This window comes from Pontibacter cellulosilyticus, assembly GCF_014306105.1.
In the GTDB taxonomy this organism is placed as follows: domain Bacteria; phylum Bacteroidota; class Bacteroidia; order Cytophagales; family Hymenobacteraceae; genus Pontibacter; species Pontibacter cellulosilyticus.
In genome coordinates, this window is sequence record NZ_JACRVF010000003.1 from 200,442 (window position 1) to 215,545 (window position 15,104).

Consider the following 15,104-nt stretch of genomic DNA (forward strand, 5'->3'; position numbering starts at 1 on the left):
TCGCATATCTAAGCTCGTGATCACAGAAAAGAAAACTTACTTTGTGGGAACTGACAACACGCTTAAGGTGGATACATTAGTAATGCAAGACAGGGCAACGATTCAATTTGATCCTAAAAAATTCGGTACGCTGGAAGCCAAAGTTGCTTTTATTGGGGATAAATGCCTGGTATCTTCCAAAGGAGCAGATGGGAAAAGAGGTACGAAGCTAAAGCAGGGAGAAAACGGCGAAAATGGTGGCAGCCTGAGTATTATACTTAACTTTGAGAGCCTTGGCAAATTAACCATAGACACAAGTGGCGGCACTGGAGGTAACGGAATAAATGGGCAAAACGGTAAGAAAGGGATTCCGGAAAGAAAAGAGACGAAGACCATCCGTGATGCCAATGGCAATCCACAAACAATTGTAGTTGTTATACCTGGCGAGCCTGGCACTGACGGCACCGATGCAACAGCAGGTGGCAATGGCGGCAACGGAGGCAATCTGATGTTTATGTATAGCACAAACGGGTTTATTCCGGTATTTAACCATGCCAACAGAAACAGCAATAGCATTGTCATTCTGCAGGAAGGCGGTAGTGGTGGCAGAAAAGGTGAGCCTGGCAAAGGAGGATTGCAAAGCATAGACGGCAATGTTAAACATTTCACTAACAGGCAGAGCAACGATGGCACCTTAGAGTTAATTAACCTGAACGCTGCCTCTAAATAATTTCACAATAAGCTAAACTTATTTAAGACTATTATTAACCACTTATACTAACTAAACTATGTTTAAAAAACCTCTACTTTTAGCAGCTGTTGCACTGCAGTTTGCCTTTGTAGCGCAGGCCCAGCAGGAGCCTGTAAACCTTGATGTAGTGCACCGCATTAAACAGGAAGGCCTGAAAAATTCTCAGGTAATGGAAACAGCTTTTTACCTGACAGATGTATCCGGACCACGCTTATCTGGCTCTCCGGGTCTGGATAGAGCTAACCAATGGGCAAAGAATAAGCTTACAGAATGGGGCCTGAAGAACGCGCACCTGGAAGAGTGGGGTGAGTTTGGTAAGGGCTGGGAGATAGAGAAATCTTACATCGCCATGACGGCACCTTACTACCAGCATCTGATCGCTACACCCAAAGCCTGGACACCCGGTACCAACGGCCCTGTAAAAGCAAAGGCTGTACTTGTGGAGATAGAGAAAGAAGAAGACCTGCAAAAGTATAAAGGTCAGCTGGCAGGCAAGATCATACTTACCAAACTTGACAGCGAGGCTAAAACCAGCTTTGAGGCCGATGCCAAACGCCACTCACACGATGACCTGGAGAAGCTGGCCATGAGCCCCGAAGCAACCGGCAATACCAACAGCAGCTGGACTCCAGAACGTATTGCCCAGTATAGAGCACGCATGGCGCTGCGCAACAAAGCAGCTGAGTTCTTTAAAGCAGAAGGCGCTGCTGTTATACTTAGCTCACGTGGCGGTATACATGGCACCCACTTCACCAGCAACGGAGCGCCTTACGCCAAAGATGCTGCCCCTGCCCTGCCCGAACTGGAAATGGGCTTAGAGGATTATGGCAGGTTAGTACGCTTATTAGAGGCAAAGCAGCCTGTAGAACTAGAGGTAGAAACAAAGACCAAATTCCATACAGATAACTTGAAAGGCTACAACATAATTGCCGAGATACCGGGCACTCACAAAAAGCTGAAAGATGAAGTTGTTATGCTGGGTGGCCACATTGACTCATGGCATGCAGCAACCGGCGCAACCGACAATGCAGCGGGCGTAGCCGTGATGATGGAAGCAGTTCGTATACTTCAGGCGATGGGCATACAGCCAAAGCGCACCATTCGTATTGCATTGTGGGGCGGCGAAGAGCAGGGACTGCATGGCTCCAGGGGATATGTTAAACAGCACTTCGGCGATCCTGCTACCATGAAACTAACTAAAGAGCATGAAAAGCTATCTGCTTATTATAATCTTGACAACGGCACTGGCAAAATCCGTGGCGTATACTTGCAGGGCAATGATGCTGTAAGACCCTTGATGGAAGCCTGGCTGGCGCCTTTCCATGACTTGGGAGCGACAACAGTAACCATCAGAAACACAGGAGGCACCGACCACCTTGCTTTTGATGCGGTAGGTTTGCCTGGTTTTCAGTTTATTCAGGATGAGATAGAATATGACACCCGCACGCACCATACTAACCAGGATACTTATGAGCGTCTTCAGGCAGATGACCTGAAGCAGGCAGCGACTATCGTAGCATCTATAGTTTACCATACAGCAATGCGTGATAAACTAGTACCTCGCAAGCCACTGCCAAAACCAAGACAGGCGTCTTAACAGTACTTTTTTTACTGTACTCAAATCAAAAGCCCCATCATTTGTGAAAATGACGGGGCTTTTGATTTACAAGCAACTGTATCATTATCAACAACTTAAATAAATAGTAACGAAAAATATTTAAATATTTAGCTAAAAAATGATTAATATATGTAACCTTTAATATTGATTTCTTTACTCCGATAGAACTAAGTTTGACTCTTTAAGGTTTTAGTTGATAGTAAGTCAGTGTGAGGGCTATGAAAAATATGAGAGAGTTTAAGAGTGCTACTGGTAAAACTTTCCTTACCATTAACTTCGACAGTAAGAATAACCTTATTTATAACAATTGGATCGGATATGCTTCCTCAGAGAATATAATGCAAGGAGCAACGTCTTTTCTGGAGGTGTTACAGGAGACTAACTGTGCCAGCACTATAACAGATAACAGCGAGTTTGTCGGTCCTTGGGAAAACTCTATAGAGTGGCTTTGCGAAAATTGGATTCCATCAGCCAGAGCGGCCGGTCTTAAATTTTATGCTCACATAGCCAACAAAGGCTCATTTGCCGATGAAGCAGCCAGAAAACTGGCAAACTGCGTTGAGAGTGCATTTGAAATGAAGGTTTTTGAAAGCCTGATGGATGCACAGGAGTGGATTAAAAGCAAAACTCAGGTAACTGTAACAGTTTAACTGTTTCATTAGTTATTTTGCTTGTTCTCTTTTAAACAGTCCTTAAAACAAGGTTATACTAGAACCTATACCCCAACATGAGTAAATCATTCAACACTCCGGATAAAGTAATATATGTGTGCACAGGCAGCAAGTGCAAAAAGAAAGGCGGCAAAGACAACGGAAAAACTCTGCGCTCTTTGATAAAAGAATCCGGTTTAAAAGGGAAAGTAGAAATAATTAAAACTGACTGCACCGACCGCTGTGACTTTGCTCCAGTAATGTGCTTTCAGCCTGAAAACTACTGGATGCACCATGTAACAGAACAGCAGGCCAAACAGGCTTTCGATGCACATATTCTAAAACTTGATTCAGCACCACAAGAATGAAACAAAAAGCCTTTGGTTCTCTACCAAAGGCTTTTTGTTTAAGCATTAATTAGCCAGCAGCTTACTCATACTTATCTTCGTATTTGATCTTAGGCACACGTTTATCGATTTCGTAGTGCCCGGTGCCTTCTTCACCAATTATCTCAAATAGTTCTAGGGCACGGCGCGCCACATACTCTTCTTCGATCTGCTCTTTCAGGAACCATTGTAGAAACGTGAAAGTAACATAGTCTTTTGCTTTCTGGCATTTATCTGCCATGCGGTTAAAAGATTGTGTTACTGCAATCTCCTGCTGCAGTGCTTGCTCAAAAACGCTTCTAAAAGAGTCGAATTCAATCTGCACGTTGGTTACATCAGGAGAAACTGCACGCCCTCCCATATCCGACACGTACTTAAACAGGCGCAGCATGTGCTCCCGCTCCTCATCCGATTGATATTTGAAATACCCGGCACTAAAGTCGAAGCCGTTGCGGTCGCACCAGCTGCTCATTGCCAGATACATGGCCGATGCCTCTGCCTCCATTTTAATCTGGTCGTTCAGGGCTCTTTCTATATCCTCAGTAAGCGAGGTTCTTAATCTAAGTAAATCCTTCATTGGGTTAGAGTAGTTTGGTTTTTGCAAAAAGACTCTTACGCAAAGAGCCTCCTATTACATACCTATTATACTCAGAATTGTTGTAATCCCCATAACCAGGGCACAAATATGGAAGTAGTCTAAATAAAAAAGCACAGCGGTTACACTGTGCTTTAAAGACTATGTAATATAATTTCGATTTTAAACGATTTGGGTGCAAAGGCATTCGTGCAGCATACTGTTAAGGTCTAACGTGAACTTAGCCTCGGCTAACAACTCTTTAAAGGCATACAACTGAGGCAGCGTAAGCACATAGCATTTGTCGCATCCACACACTGATACTATCTCAAAATCAGAAGCCCTGTCTGTGCTGGCAGCCATTTGCTCAAGATCTATACTATCTACAGCATTTTTTAAACGCAGAAAAGCATCTACTTTTAAAACCGCTAGCGCACCTGCGAAATGAACCAGAAGCCTGTTTCGGCGATCACACTGGTAAACGGCTCCTGTCTCAGAAGTATAAATATCGGTTAATTGTATGGATGATTGCATCTTATCTCCTAACTTAGCTATAGCTGCCTGCTTTTATTGATACAAAGCTACATGCTATTTAGAATAAGTCCAAATAAATTTAACTGATATTCGTCACTAAAAGATGCAAACAATAGAAAAAATTAACCTGGCAGAAAAATTCGGCTTGATAAACGACTACTGGAACCCACGCATAGCCGGCGAACTGAACGGGCAACAAGTAAAGATCGCAAAGTTTAAGGGCGAGTTTGAGTGGCACCACCATGAGCATGAAGATGAGTTTTTCCTTGTAATCAGCGGCCAATTTGAAATGCACCTGCGTGATAAAATGGTAGTGCTTAATCCAGGTGAGTGCATAGTAATTCCGCGCGGTGTGGAACATAAACCTGTAGCCCCTGTAGAGGCAGAGGTGCTGATGTTTGAGCCTGCGAGCACAGTAAACACTGGCAACTTAGAGAACAGCGAACGCACCAGAACTAATTTGGAGAAGCTATAATTCTTGCAGGAGCTAATTATTACTTACTGCTGCTTTAGCTGATCCTGGCCTCTGCAGATGAGATCATCTCACTGCATTGAAAATAGTAACCTAGCCCTTAATTAAAACCGATATCGCCAAATCTATACTTTACCTGCAGCTATTTTAGGCACTTTAATAAGTATGGTTTTGAGGTTGAGCCGTACAAGCTCACCCATACACTTACACTTCAGGAACTCATCTGATTGATGATGTTCGGCGAGTTCACATCTAAGCTGGTCTATTTTTTCGGGAGTGGAAATAGTGTCCTGGCGCATAGAGTCGATCAGGTCTTTTAGCCGGTAACGCGCAGACCTGAGTCGGCGAAACATAAGCGTGCGTTCCTCGTTCTGGTACTGCTTTACTACATCGGGTTTCAGCAACTGCAGCACTAGCTCCACTATCACGTTATTATCTTTAAAGAACTGCGGCAGGTACATGGTTTTCTTACCCTCATAAGACTGCTGGTCGAAGTCGATTGGCCTAACACGGTACTGCTCGTCTTCAAAATCGGGAGTAACATCCACTACATAATTGTAGGAGCGCATATCCCCAAGCAAACGTATAAAGCAGCGCTCGTTAAACTTCACAAACTCCTTGGCAATACGCACCTTATTTGAGGTTTTCCGGTTCACGTAATCTTTGATGAAGGCATCGCCGGGTATCCCTGCAATGTGCTCCTCTATCAGCGTGTCGCCTTCTACCAAATAGTTAATGCGACTCGGCGAAAGTATATGCTCCAACTCCAGCCCATAGATACGCGAAGCGTCAGCGCGTTTTACATAAAAGTAGTCGTAGTTGTCGTTAAGCTGGTTCATGATCTGCACCCTAAAAGGGTTAGAGTTGCCAAAGGTGCAGTAGTCTATCCTGGACACGTACAAGTGCTCCATCACCGACATGTCGCCATCTGTCTTTAGCAAGGCATAGATCATCGTCAGGCCTCGGTTTAGTTCCTGTTGCACTTGCTGATCGTACATCACCGTCTCCCACAGCGTGTCGTGCCCTTGCTTATCGTAATATGGGAATGCATCGGAGTAATGCAGCAGGTCCTCATACATTACAGGTAGTTGTGTTTCGCGGTCGTAAGTGCGCAAGTACTTGCGCAGCCCCTTAGAGATCGGGTAAAAGTGCTTCTTTTTGGAGATGGTGTTCAAGGGGATTATAAATTAAAAATTATGAATTAGAAATGTGGGCTTAGTTGAATGCTATACTTTAAAATACTGCTTTGAGTTAATAGCAGTCTTATCTTACTGCATTTACATTAAAGTATAAATTTTCTGTAAGCAATAGAGTTTGAATTATGTTGCAGCCCCTATTACACTTACGCCAATTTTTAATTTCTAATTTATAATTGAAGCCGTCAGGCTTCCAGCAGGTTATTCTGGTTAAGTATCTGCAGCACCTCGTTTTTATAGAACCTACCAATTGGAATCTCAGTTTTACCAATGTCTACGGCCGTTGCTGAGAATGCCTGAATTTTATCCAAGGCTACAATAAAAGAACGGTGGATACGCAGAAACTTATCAGTTGGTAGCTTCTCTTCCAGAAAAGAGATTTTTTGATATGATATAATCTCTTTACTTTCCGTTTTTACGCGGATATAGTCTTTCAGACTTTCGATGTAAAGGATATCTGCCAACATCACCTTCACCATTTTCTTGTCTGCCTTAAGGTAAATAAAGGCTTCTTTGTAATCCTGCCCGGAAGTAGTAGCGTTAACTGGTGCAACAGCAGGAGTTGGAGCAGCTACTGGTTTAGGAGCCTCGGCAGCCGTAACTTTAGAGACAGCTTTCAGAAAGCGTTCAAAAGCGATAGGTTTAAGCAAGTAATCCACTACATTTAGTTCGTACCCATCTAGAGCATAGTCTCGGTAAGCCGTAGTAAATATAACCTTAGGCGGATTAGCCAGTGATTTCAGAAAATCAATACCTGTGAGTTTGGGCATTTGTATATCCAGGAACAGCAGGTCCACTTCATGGCTTTGCAGGCAGTTATAGGCCTCCAAAGCGTTGCTGCAGCGACATACCAGTTCCAAGTTATCTACCCTTTCGATAAACGTCTCCAGCACATCCAGTGCTAGGGGTTCATCATCTACTATCACACATCTGATTTTCATGGTTGTTATTTTGCGTGTTTAACAGGAGCTGGTTTTACTAAAGGCCTGTTTATACTTTGTACGTAGCTCTTTTTCTAATCAAGTGTTACTTCCAGCCTGGCTGAGTAGCTGTCTGCTTCATCCTCTATCTCCAATTCATACTTGCCATCATACAGGAGCTCCAGGCGGCGCTGCAGGTTTTTAAGCCCGATGCCGGACGCAATATCGCGCGTGCTAGTGCTGGCTTTTACGCCACATTTGCAGTTCTCTACGAGCAGCACCAATTGCTTACCGGTTACTTTTAGATCAATGCGCACCCAGGCATTTTCTGTTTCGGTAGTTACACCGTGCTTAAAGGCATTCTCCACAAAGGGTAGCAGCAACATAGGCGCAATCTGCTTACCGGCTATACCTCCGGATTCAGTAAACTGAACATCTACCCTGGTACCATAACGCATTTGCTCTAGGGCTACATAGTTTTTGATGTATGCCAGCTCTTTATCCAATGGCACTTTAGCGGCATTAGCGTCATACAGCATATAATCCATCAGGCTAGACAGTTTCAAAACCACTTCCGGAGCATTATCTGACTTTTTAAGTGTGAGTGAATACAGACTGTTTAGCGTGTTAAATAAAAAATGAGGATGAATCTGCGCCTTCAGTACTTTAAGTTCAGCCTCCAGTTTATCCTGTGTAAGGTTTTGGGCGGCCTTCTGGTGCCGGTACCAGTTTTTTAAGAGGGCAATAAGTGCTGTAATGGCTACAACATAGCTAATGTTAACACCATTCTTAATAAAGCGATAAAAGGTAAGGTTATCGTTTGTACAGGTAGTGGGGCAGAAAAGCGGGTGTATCAGGAAAGGCATCAACACATACTGCAGCATGGCTGTAATTACCCCCATCAGCAGGAGCAAGTACACAAAAAATTCCAGGTAACGTCTTTGCAGCAAGAAACGCGGCATCAGGTAATACATGTTAAAGTATACCAGCACCATCTTAAACGGCAACTCTACCAGCTCAATCATAAAGGCATTGTAGTAGTCGTCGATGTAGCTACCATACAACAACCCAAAAAATGTCACATAAGCCGCCCAAAACAGCACGTGCAGCATCAGGCGGTTCTGCGTAATATCACGCACCTCTGATAAGCTCCAGGCCTGCGGCTCCAGTGTTCTTGCTGTACTTAACTTTAGCTCCATACTACAAAGTTATATTTTATAATGCTGTGTGCTAGCGCCCTATACTTAGTTTTAGACAATTAGCTTAAGTTATACCCTAAGCTACAGGCTTTGCAGGTCTAACAGCTATATTATTACAGTTACTAATAATTCTATCCTGAATATTTCGGATTTTATCTAGTGTACCTCCACAATGCGAGCGTTTTGCTAAACTAACAACATATTGCCTTAAAAGATTTTATATGTATGCTGAACAATAAAAGTATAGGGCTAAATCGGCTTTAGTTGAATATTCAGGGCAACACTTAACATTAGGTAACTGCGTGATTTTATGAGTCTACCTCTGCATTTAATAGCTCTGCTAAGTTCTTTGATATTAGGGAAGATTACCTTTAGCAAGATCGTATAAATTTACATGGACCTACAGGTGAGTTACACATCAAGAATAATGATCTGTACCTAGTTATAAGCATGCACTTTATGTGTCTATTCAGTTTTAATACCAAGGAGCATGAAAAGAAGATTTCATTCCTTGACAATGACAGTGTTCATTTTCTTGCTGATACTTGCAGCTTGCTCAAAAGAAGAAGATGTTAGTCCTCTTCAACCTAATCAGCCAATTATTCCACCGCCTACTGCACCTACCCCACCTCCTCCAGGTCCACCAACACCACCTGTTAACCATACAGCACCAGTTGCACATGCTGGCAGCGACACAACCATTTTTGTTCCTTTTAGCACTTATACCTTAAACGGAAAAGCCAGTACAGGCAGCATCGTCACTTATGAATGGAAATTGATTAAAGGCCCTTCTCTACAAGAAGTAATAAATTACGGCACTGAAAACAAACCTAATAAATTTGTAGACAGACTTATAAAAGTTGGTGTGTATGATTTTGAGTTGACTGTAACTGATTTCTACAATCTATCAGCGGTTGATACGGTAAAGATCACTGTTGCTGAACCTAACTGTACCACTGCAAACAAAGAAGTAATTCTAAAGGACTTAAAGTGGATACATCCCTGGTACACGCAAATCAGCATCTCTAATGTTTTTTCATACGTGCCAGCAAATAGCTACATCAAGAACTTTTACATCAAAAGAGACGCATCAGACAAATGGGAGTTAGTACTTCCTTGGGACTACAATTCTTCTATTTACAACGGACAACATACATGGGATCATGTGGAATATGTTGAAGACGGCATCTGGGTATTATCTATCTACCCTGGTAATAACATGACAGATGACACTCCTGATGTAAAAATAGAATACTGTAACTAAGTTATTTCTAAACCTTTCAATGCAAACCTGAAACTGTCAGGACCTTCATCTGTAGCTTAGTTACAGAAGAAGTTTGATGTGTTTTAACTAAAACTCCTTAACCTGATTTGATAGTATAAGTGTAGGTTACTAGGTTTATACTTTAAACAGGCGCTACCTGAACTTACCTTCCACTTAAACACCAATGGCTGTAGATGTAACCACCGAAATCATTATCCAAGCCCCTAGGGAACAGGTTGCAAAGTACGCCTCCAACCCAGATAATGCCCCGGAATGGTATATTAACATCAAGTCTGTGGAATGGATGACACAGAGACCGTTACAGCTTGGCTCGCAGGTAGCATTTAGGGCGCGGTTCCTGGGGCGCGACCTTGCCTATACTTATGAAATCACAGAATATGTGCCTAATAAGAAACTGGTGATGCGCACTGCCAATGGGCCTTTCCCGATGGAAACTACTTATGCCTGGGAAACAGTAGAGCATAATCAAACCCACATGAAGCTAAGAAACGCAGGGCAACCTTCCGGTTTTTCAAAGGTGTTAGCTCCTTTTATAGCCTCTGCTATGCGTAAGGCCAGCAACAAAGACCTGCTTCGACTAAAACAAATACTAGAAAGTAAATCGCCTAATCAGAAATAGAGCTTCTGGCCGTTTTCATTTCTCCCCTACTTAGCCTTTTGCCTTTAGGCACCTGTTCAGGCGAACACAGTGTATTCATTATCCATCTTCGGCAGGAGTTAAAGCATAAGTCATTAGGCCAACATACTGGTTCTGTAGAACTATACTTCATCCGCTTCCTAAGCGTGTTATGGTTCCTGCATTTCTGCCCTATGCAGCAACACTACAATGTAGCTATGTAGATGCCTGCCACACCCTTCTGCAATAAGTGCCTAACATCATTTAATGTAGTGATTAAGCTCATACTTTCCGCTGCGTTCGGCCAATACCTTTGTCACAGATAATTCAACTAAAGCAGCCGGAATCATGAACATACCTAAAATTTTACGCTTCGCATTTGTGCTGGCAGCCGTGCTTTGTATGAGTCTTACAGTAAGCGCACAGCGTGTATACCAACTGGCCGGGAAACCAGACCTTAAGGTAAGCGGCGGATCTACTTTACACGACTGGGAAATGGTTTCTACCACGGCAAGTGGCAAAGCAGAAATAACTGTTGATGATCAGGGCATAGAGGCAATAAAGCTAGGCGAAGTTACCATGAAGGTGAACACGCTTAAAAGCGGCAAAGGCCAAATGGATGACATCGCTTACAAGGCACTAAAAGCAGACAAAAACCCCAATATCCACTTCAAGCTTACTTCTTTTAAAAATCTGGGTGGCAACAAGGCAACGATAACAGGAGACCTTACCATAGCCGGCACTACAAAGCCAGTAACATTCCAGGTGCAAACAATGGCAAAAGGCGATGTGATTGAAATTAAAGGGGACACCTCTTTCAAAATGACTGATTTTAACGTGTCGCCTCCTACAGCAATGTTTGGCACTGTTAAAACAGAAGATAAAGTAAGAATATCATTTAAAGCGAATTTTAAACTTCTTAATTCATAACAACATCATGAAAAAGCTTCTACTTTCTCTTGGCTTGCTTGCTGGACTCCAGCTTAGCGCCAGCGCTCAGGTCACATTAGGTGATTTGCCTTATTGGAGACCTTACGATCAACGCGGACTTAACGTATTCGAAACCAGCAAGAAGGATACAACGGCCTTCGACGGCATCAAAGTAAGAATTGGAGGTAGCTTCGCGCAGCAGTTCCAGGGCCTGGAGCACAGCAACACAGCTACAGCCAAGTATGATGCCAACGAGAAAAACGTGAACAAGCTCATTGAAATTGGCAAGAGCTTTAACCTAGCCACAGCCAACATGAACATGGATGTGTTGCTGGCAGACGGTGTTCGCCTGAACCTTGTTCTATATCTATCATCTAAGCACCACCCTGAAACTTGGGTAAAAGGCGGCTACATGCAGATCGACAAACTGGCCTTCCTTAATAGCCCAATGGCTGATAAACTGATGGAGAACCTGACAGTTCGCGTTGGTCACATGGAAGTTAACTACGGCGACGCACACTACAGAAGATCAGATAACGCTCAGGCATTACAGAACCCATTCGTAGGTAATTACATCATGGATGCCTTTGCCACTGAAATCGGTGCAGACGTAACATTCCAGAAGAGCGGCTTCTTAGCAGTGGCTGGTGTTACAGGTGGTGAGATACAGGGTGGCCTGACAAAACCAGGTGAGCGTGCTCCTTCTTACGTTGGTAAGATCGGTTATGATAACTACATGACTGACAAACTAAGACTGCGCCTGACAAGCTCTGTATATACAACCAACAGTTCTGTAAGAAACACACTTTACGGTGGCGACAGAGCAGGCTCTAGATACAACCTGGTACTGGAAAACGAACAGGCTACAACTGCTGCTCAATTCACATCTGGTCGCTTTAACCCTGGCCTGACAGACAACATCACAGCAGTAGTGATCAACCCATTCGTGAAATTCGGCGGCCTGGAGTTCTTCGGTAACTTTGAAAGAGCTAAAGGTAAGGCAGGCAACGAAAAAGAAGACAGAACCTGGGATCAGATCGGCACAGACTTACTGTATCGCTTCGGACCAAGAGAAAGCTTCTACGTAGGTGGCCGTTACAACAAAGTAAGCGGACCAATGGCCGGAACAGGCACAGAGGTGAACATTCAGCGTACAGCGTTCGGTGCAGGCTGGTTTGTAACCAAGAATATCCTTGCCAAAGCAGAGTATGTAAAACAGGAGTATAACAACTTCCCTACAAACCACATCTACAACGGCGGCGAGTTCAATGGTATAATGCTGGAAGGTGCGATCTCCTTCTAAGTTGAAAAAAGCTAAAGTATAAAGTGATGTTACTAGTGCAGTTAATGTTGGCGATGCTGACACTCTTATCAGGCGGTAAAGCGAAAGAAGCTTACCTGGTGGTACAGGGAGAACGCATAACAGTGGAGGCAGCAACCTCGCTGGGCAGCATTAACTGCACTTACACTGGCAACAGGTCTGGCGACACCTTATACATAAATAAGCAGACATTAAAAGGTGAACGCCTCGTGCTAAGCCTACCAGTAAAAGACTTTGGTTGTGGCAACCTGCTGCTTAACCGCGATTTCCAACGCACACTTAAAGCAGGAAATCATCCGCTGGTGCGGGTAGAGGTGCTAGAGCTAACGCAACAAACACAGCAACTAATTGGCACTTTACGCCTGCAATTGGCAGGCAAAACACAGGTGCTGCGCGGTGTCCGCTTCTGTAACCAACCCGGGCAGAAACTAAGCACTACCCTTTGCCTGAGCTTCTCTGATTACGAACTGGCTACCCCCAACAAACTGGGAGGGCTGGTTAAGGTAGAGGAAGAGCTCCAGGTAAAAGTAGAGTTACTGCTGGCACAGCAAAGCAACATAACTTTTAAATAGTACTCCTCTTCTGATCTTTCAGAAAGTGATTTAGATAATGTTAAGGTGGTTGATTTAAGTCTGACAGGCGCTGCTGATTATGGTAGCGCCTGTTCAGTTTTTATGCATCTAGATCAATTCTTTTGCCGGGTCCCAGAACAGTTTCTCAAAATTCTTATAATCCTTCCCTTGGCACTATTTGGCTAATACGAAACAGATAAAGCAACGATAGCAGAAATACTTTGTCATACTACATGATTATCCCTGTATAGTTACCTTATTCAATTGTTCAGAAATTGCTTCCGTAGATTATGGGTTCTAAAACTGAAAATACTATGAGATTAATCAAAATATGGAAGTAACATCACATGAACAAAAACAAGGAGCAAGTAAGGCTTGGAAATCTTTAATTTTTATACTTTTATGCTTCATACAATAATCAATCTGGCATTATGCCTGACGAGCAGAACAAACTTAAAGCATACGAAAGCCTCTTCCGGAGTAATTATAAAAAGCTGTGCAGTCGGGCCTGCCGCATCACAAATGACATGGCTGCTGCGGAGGACCTTGTGCAGGAAGTATTTGTAAACTTCTGGAACAACACAGAGCGTCAGTTTATAGATACTCCCGAAGCTTATCTCTACACCGCAGTTATTAATAAGGCATTAAATTATACTACTAGTCAGAAACGCCGGTTAGAAATAAATGCAAAGTACCTGGAGTTTCAGCCTAAGGCCGGCAACAGCATTGAGCAGGAAATGCTAGATCAGGAGCTCCAGCAAAAGATTCAACAATCAATAGAAGCTTTGCCCCCTGTGTGCCAGAAAGTATTTTTATTGAGCCGTTATGAGGAAATGAGCCATAAGGAAATTGCGGATTTCCTTAACATCTCCCCTAACACCGTGGACAATCACATCAAAAAAGCGCTTGCCATACTTCGGAAAGTGCTCCTGAGCGTGTTCATAACACTATTTGAAATTTATTTTCATTTTTTTTCATGAGAGAGTAGCGGTAAAGAAATTCTCACCTGTCATCTCTATGAATAACACGAACTATAAGGTGCCCCTGGCGGAAGCCTCCAAGCTAGAAACAAACTTTTATAAACCAAGCGCTATCAGATATGGAGGGTAAATATTGGGACATTGTAACTAGACAACTGGCCGGTAAGGCCAGTGCGTCAGAGTTACAGAAACTTGAAGACTGGTTAGCAGAGTCGCCGGAGCATAAGGCCGATTACCAGGCGCAAAAACGCCTCTGGCAGTTAACACCTCCTTCGGAGATAGCTGATACAGACGTAGAGGCCGCCTGGAAAAAAGTAAAAAGCCAGCTGGTAGATAAGCAACCTGCTAAAGTAATCTCTATTTATCAGAATGTTTGGCGTGTGGCTGCTTCTATCATTTTGTTAATTGGCGTATTGTGGCTGGCTAAGTACTTTCTATTCCCGCACTTTGGTATGGAGGTAGTCGAGTCAGGTAACAGGCGAATAGCAGTTGTATTACCCGATAATAGCCAGGTATGGCTAAACAAAGGCAGTAAGCTCATTTATGATAAGGATTTTGATAGAAATGAACGGAACGTGCAGTTAGAGGGTGAAGCATTCTTTGAAGTAAAACGTGATGTAGAGCGTCCTTTTATTATTCATTCAAATGAAGCACAAACAAAAGTACTAGGCACCTCTTTTAACTTGCGTGCCTATCCGGATGAACCGCTGGTTGAATTGGCTGTGGCAACAGGAAAAGTTGCTTTTAGCTTAAAGGAACAGAAGAAAGAGGTTATTGTAACACCAGGATTTGCGGTACAACTTAATACTCTGAGCAACGAGTTAAGAAAAGAGGAGATTCCAGGAGAAAATGCATGGGCCTGGAAAACAGGTAAGCTTCAATTCGCAAATGAGGAGCTAAAGAACATACTGCCTGTCTTGGAGCGATATTATGACACAGAAATAGAATTAAAGAATAGTGCATTAGGTACCTGCCGTTTTACTGGCACTTTTCAGCAGGCTGATCTTGAAGAGGTTTTACAGGTATTGACAGCAACTATGCAGTTAAAATACATTGAGCAGGATAAGCAGGGTTATTCCTTAACCGGACAAGGCTGCAAATAACAAACGTAACAGATTTAT

Annotated in this window: 17 protein-coding genes; 12 read left to right on the forward strand and 5 right to left on the reverse strand. The window is 43.3% G+C overall.

Annotation, left to right across the window (positions count from 1 at the left end; genetic code table 11):
* The first annotated feature begins 16 nt into the window (after positions 1-16).
* The 4 genes from H8S84_RS11715 to H8S84_RS11730 all read left to right on the forward strand — a co-directional run bounded on the left by H8S84_RS11715 (position 17) and on the right by H8S84_RS11730 (position 3,366).
* Positions 17-709, forward strand: coding sequence for a hypothetical protein (locus H8S84_RS11715; RefSeq protein WP_187067530.1), 693 nt, complete (start codon positions 17-19; stop codon positions 707-709).
* A 58-nt stretch (positions 710-767) separates the two neighbouring features.
* Positions 768-2,327: a M20/M25/M40 family metallo-hydrolase gene (locus H8S84_RS11720; RefSeq protein ID WP_187067531.1), complete on the forward strand. Its 1,560-nt coding sequence runs from the start codon at positions 768-770 to the stop codon at positions 2,325-2,327.
* Positions 2,328-2,575: 248 nt separating this feature from the next.
* Positions 2,576-2,998, forward strand: a complete 423-nt coding sequence (locus H8S84_RS11725; RefSeq protein WP_187067532.1) for a hypothetical protein — start codon at positions 2,576-2,578, stop codon at positions 2,996-2,998.
* A 77-nt stretch (positions 2,999-3,075) separates the two neighbouring features.
* Positions 3,076-3,366, forward strand: a complete 291-nt coding sequence (locus H8S84_RS11730; RefSeq protein ID WP_187067533.1) for a (2Fe-2S) ferredoxin domain-containing protein — start codon at positions 3,076-3,078, stop codon at positions 3,364-3,366.
* Positions 3,367-3,427: 61 nt separating this feature from the next.
* Here the strand turns inward: H8S84_RS11730 and H8S84_RS11735 are convergent, their stop codons facing one another.
* A complete protein-coding gene (locus H8S84_RS11735; protein ID WP_187067534.1) occupies positions 3,428-3,961 on the reverse strand; it encodes a ferritin in 534 nt (177 codons plus the stop codon).
* A 180-nt stretch (positions 3,962-4,141) separates the two neighbouring features.
* Positions 4,142-4,492, reverse strand: coding sequence for a hypothetical protein (locus tag H8S84_RS11740; protein ID WP_187067535.1), 351 nt, complete (start codon positions 4,490-4,492; stop codon positions 4,142-4,144).
* 103 nt (positions 4,493-4,595) lie between these two features.
* Here H8S84_RS11740 and H8S84_RS11745 point away from each other — a divergent pair, with 103 nt between their 5' ends.
* Positions 4,596-4,967 carry a cupin domain-containing protein gene (locus H8S84_RS11745; RefSeq protein WP_187067536.1) on the forward strand — a complete coding sequence of 124 codons (372 nt, stop codon included), beginning with the start codon at positions 4,596-4,598 and terminating at the stop codon, positions 4,965-4,967.
* A gap of 122 nt (positions 4,968-5,089) precedes the next feature.
* Here the strand turns inward: H8S84_RS11745 and H8S84_RS11750 are convergent, their stop codons facing one another.
* The 3 genes from H8S84_RS11750 to H8S84_RS11760 all read right to left on the reverse strand — a co-directional run bounded on the left by H8S84_RS11750 (position 5,090) and on the right by H8S84_RS11760 (position 8,279).
* Positions 5,090-6,139: a hypothetical protein gene (locus tag H8S84_RS11750; protein ID WP_187067537.1), complete on the reverse strand. Its 1,050-nt coding sequence runs from the start codon at positions 6,137-6,139 to the stop codon at positions 5,090-5,092.
* Positions 6,140-6,345: 206 nt separating this feature from the next.
* Positions 6,346-7,101 (reverse strand): LytR/AlgR family response regulator transcription factor, encoded by a 756-nt coding sequence (locus tag H8S84_RS11755; protein ID WP_187067538.1) that lies wholly within the window; start codon positions 7,099-7,101, stop codon positions 6,346-6,348.
* Positions 7,102-7,175: 74 nt separating this feature from the next.
* Positions 7,176-8,279, reverse strand: a complete 1,104-nt coding sequence (locus H8S84_RS11760; RefSeq protein WP_187067539.1) for a sensor histidine kinase — start codon at positions 8,277-8,279, stop codon at positions 7,176-7,178.
* Between the two features lie 490 nt (positions 8,280-8,769).
* Here H8S84_RS11760 and H8S84_RS11765 point away from each other — a divergent pair, with 490 nt between their 5' ends.
* The 7 genes from H8S84_RS11765 to H8S84_RS11795 all read left to right on the forward strand — a co-directional run bounded on the left by H8S84_RS11765 (position 8,770) and on the right by H8S84_RS11795 (position 15,086).
* On the forward strand, positions 8,770-9,543 hold the full coding sequence (locus tag H8S84_RS11765) for a PKD domain-containing protein (RefSeq protein ID WP_187067540.1): 774 nt from the start codon (positions 8,770-8,772) through the stop codon (positions 9,541-9,543).
* Between the two features lie 184 nt (positions 9,544-9,727).
* A complete protein-coding gene (locus H8S84_RS11770) occupies positions 9,728-10,183 on the forward strand; it encodes an SRPBCC family protein (RefSeq protein WP_187067541.1) in 456 nt (151 codons plus the stop codon).
* A 345-nt stretch (positions 10,184-10,528) separates the two neighbouring features.
* Complete coding sequence (locus tag H8S84_RS11775; protein ID WP_187067542.1) at positions 10,529-11,110, forward strand: YceI family protein; 582 nt, start codon at positions 10,529-10,531, stop codon at positions 11,108-11,110.
* Between the two features lie 7 nt (positions 11,111-11,117).
* Positions 11,118-12,413 carry a hypothetical protein gene (locus tag H8S84_RS11780; RefSeq protein WP_187067543.1) on the forward strand — a complete coding sequence of 432 codons (1,296 nt, stop codon included), beginning with the start codon at positions 11,118-11,120 and terminating at the stop codon, positions 12,411-12,413.
* A 26-nt stretch (positions 12,414-12,439) separates the two neighbouring features.
* Complete coding sequence (locus H8S84_RS11785; protein WP_222621648.1) at positions 12,440-13,003, forward strand: hypothetical protein; 564 nt, start codon at positions 12,440-12,442, stop codon at positions 13,001-13,003.
* Positions 13,004-13,434: 431 nt separating this feature from the next.
* Positions 13,435-13,983, forward strand: a complete 549-nt coding sequence (locus H8S84_RS11790; protein ID WP_187067545.1) for an RNA polymerase sigma-70 factor — start codon at positions 13,435-13,437, stop codon at positions 13,981-13,983.
* A gap of 119 nt (positions 13,984-14,102) precedes the next feature.
* Positions 14,103-15,086 carry a FecR family protein gene (locus tag H8S84_RS11795; RefSeq protein ID WP_187067546.1) on the forward strand — a complete coding sequence of 328 codons (984 nt, stop codon included), beginning with the start codon at positions 14,103-14,105 and terminating at the stop codon, positions 15,084-15,086.
* The last annotated feature ends 18 nt before the right edge of the window (positions 15,087-15,104 follow it).

Bases quoted from the DNA above. Each gene is read 5' to 3' on its own strand.
- H8S84_RS11720 (WP_187067531.1), top strand. From the start codon at position 768: ATGTTTAAAAAACCTCTACTTTTAGCAGCTGTTGCACTGCAGTTTGCC.
- H8S84_RS11725 (WP_187067532.1), top strand. From the start codon at position 2,576: ATGAGAGAGTTTAAGAGTGCTACTGGTAAAACTTTCCTTACCATTAAC.
- H8S84_RS11730 (WP_187067533.1), top strand. From the start codon at position 3,076: ATGAGTAAATCATTCAACACTCCGGATAAAGTAATATATGTGTGCACA.
- H8S84_RS11735 (WP_187067534.1), bottom strand. From the start codon at position 3,961: ATGAAGGATTTACTTAGATTAAGAACCTCGCTTACTGAGGATATAGAA.
- H8S84_RS11740 (WP_187067535.1), bottom strand. From the start codon at position 4,492: ATGCAATCATCCATACAATTAACCGATATTTATACTTCTGAGACAGGA.
- H8S84_RS11745 (WP_187067536.1), top strand. From the start codon at position 4,596: ATGCAAACAATAGAAAAAATTAACCTGGCAGAAAAATTCGGCTTGATA.
- H8S84_RS11755 (WP_187067538.1), bottom strand. From the start codon at position 7,101: ATGAAAATCAGATGTGTGATAGTAGATGATGAACCCCTAGCACTGGAT.
- H8S84_RS11760 (WP_187067539.1), bottom strand. From the start codon at position 8,279: ATGGAGCTAAAGTTAAGTACAGCAAGAACACTGGAGCCGCAGGCCTGG.
- H8S84_RS11765 (WP_187067540.1), top strand. From the start codon at position 8,770: ATGAAAAGAAGATTTCATTCCTTGACAATGACAGTGTTCATTTTCTTG.
- H8S84_RS11770 (WP_187067541.1), top strand. From the start codon at position 9,728: ATGGCTGTAGATGTAACCACCGAAATCATTATCCAAGCCCCTAGGGAA.
- H8S84_RS11775 (WP_187067542.1), top strand. From the start codon at position 10,529: ATGAACATACCTAAAATTTTACGCTTCGCATTTGTGCTGGCAGCCGTG.
- H8S84_RS11780 (WP_187067543.1), top strand. From the start codon at position 11,118: ATGAAAAAGCTTCTACTTTCTCTTGGCTTGCTTGCTGGACTCCAGCTT.
- H8S84_RS11785 (WP_222621648.1), top strand. From the start codon at position 12,440: ATGTTACTAGTGCAGTTAATGTTGGCGATGCTGACACTCTTATCAGGC.
- H8S84_RS11790 (WP_187067545.1), top strand. From the start codon at position 13,435: ATGCCTGACGAGCAGAACAAACTTAAAGCATACGAAAGCCTCTTCCGG.
- H8S84_RS11795 (WP_187067546.1), top strand. From the start codon at position 14,103: ATGGAGGGTAAATATTGGGACATTGTAACTAGACAACTGGCCGGTAAG.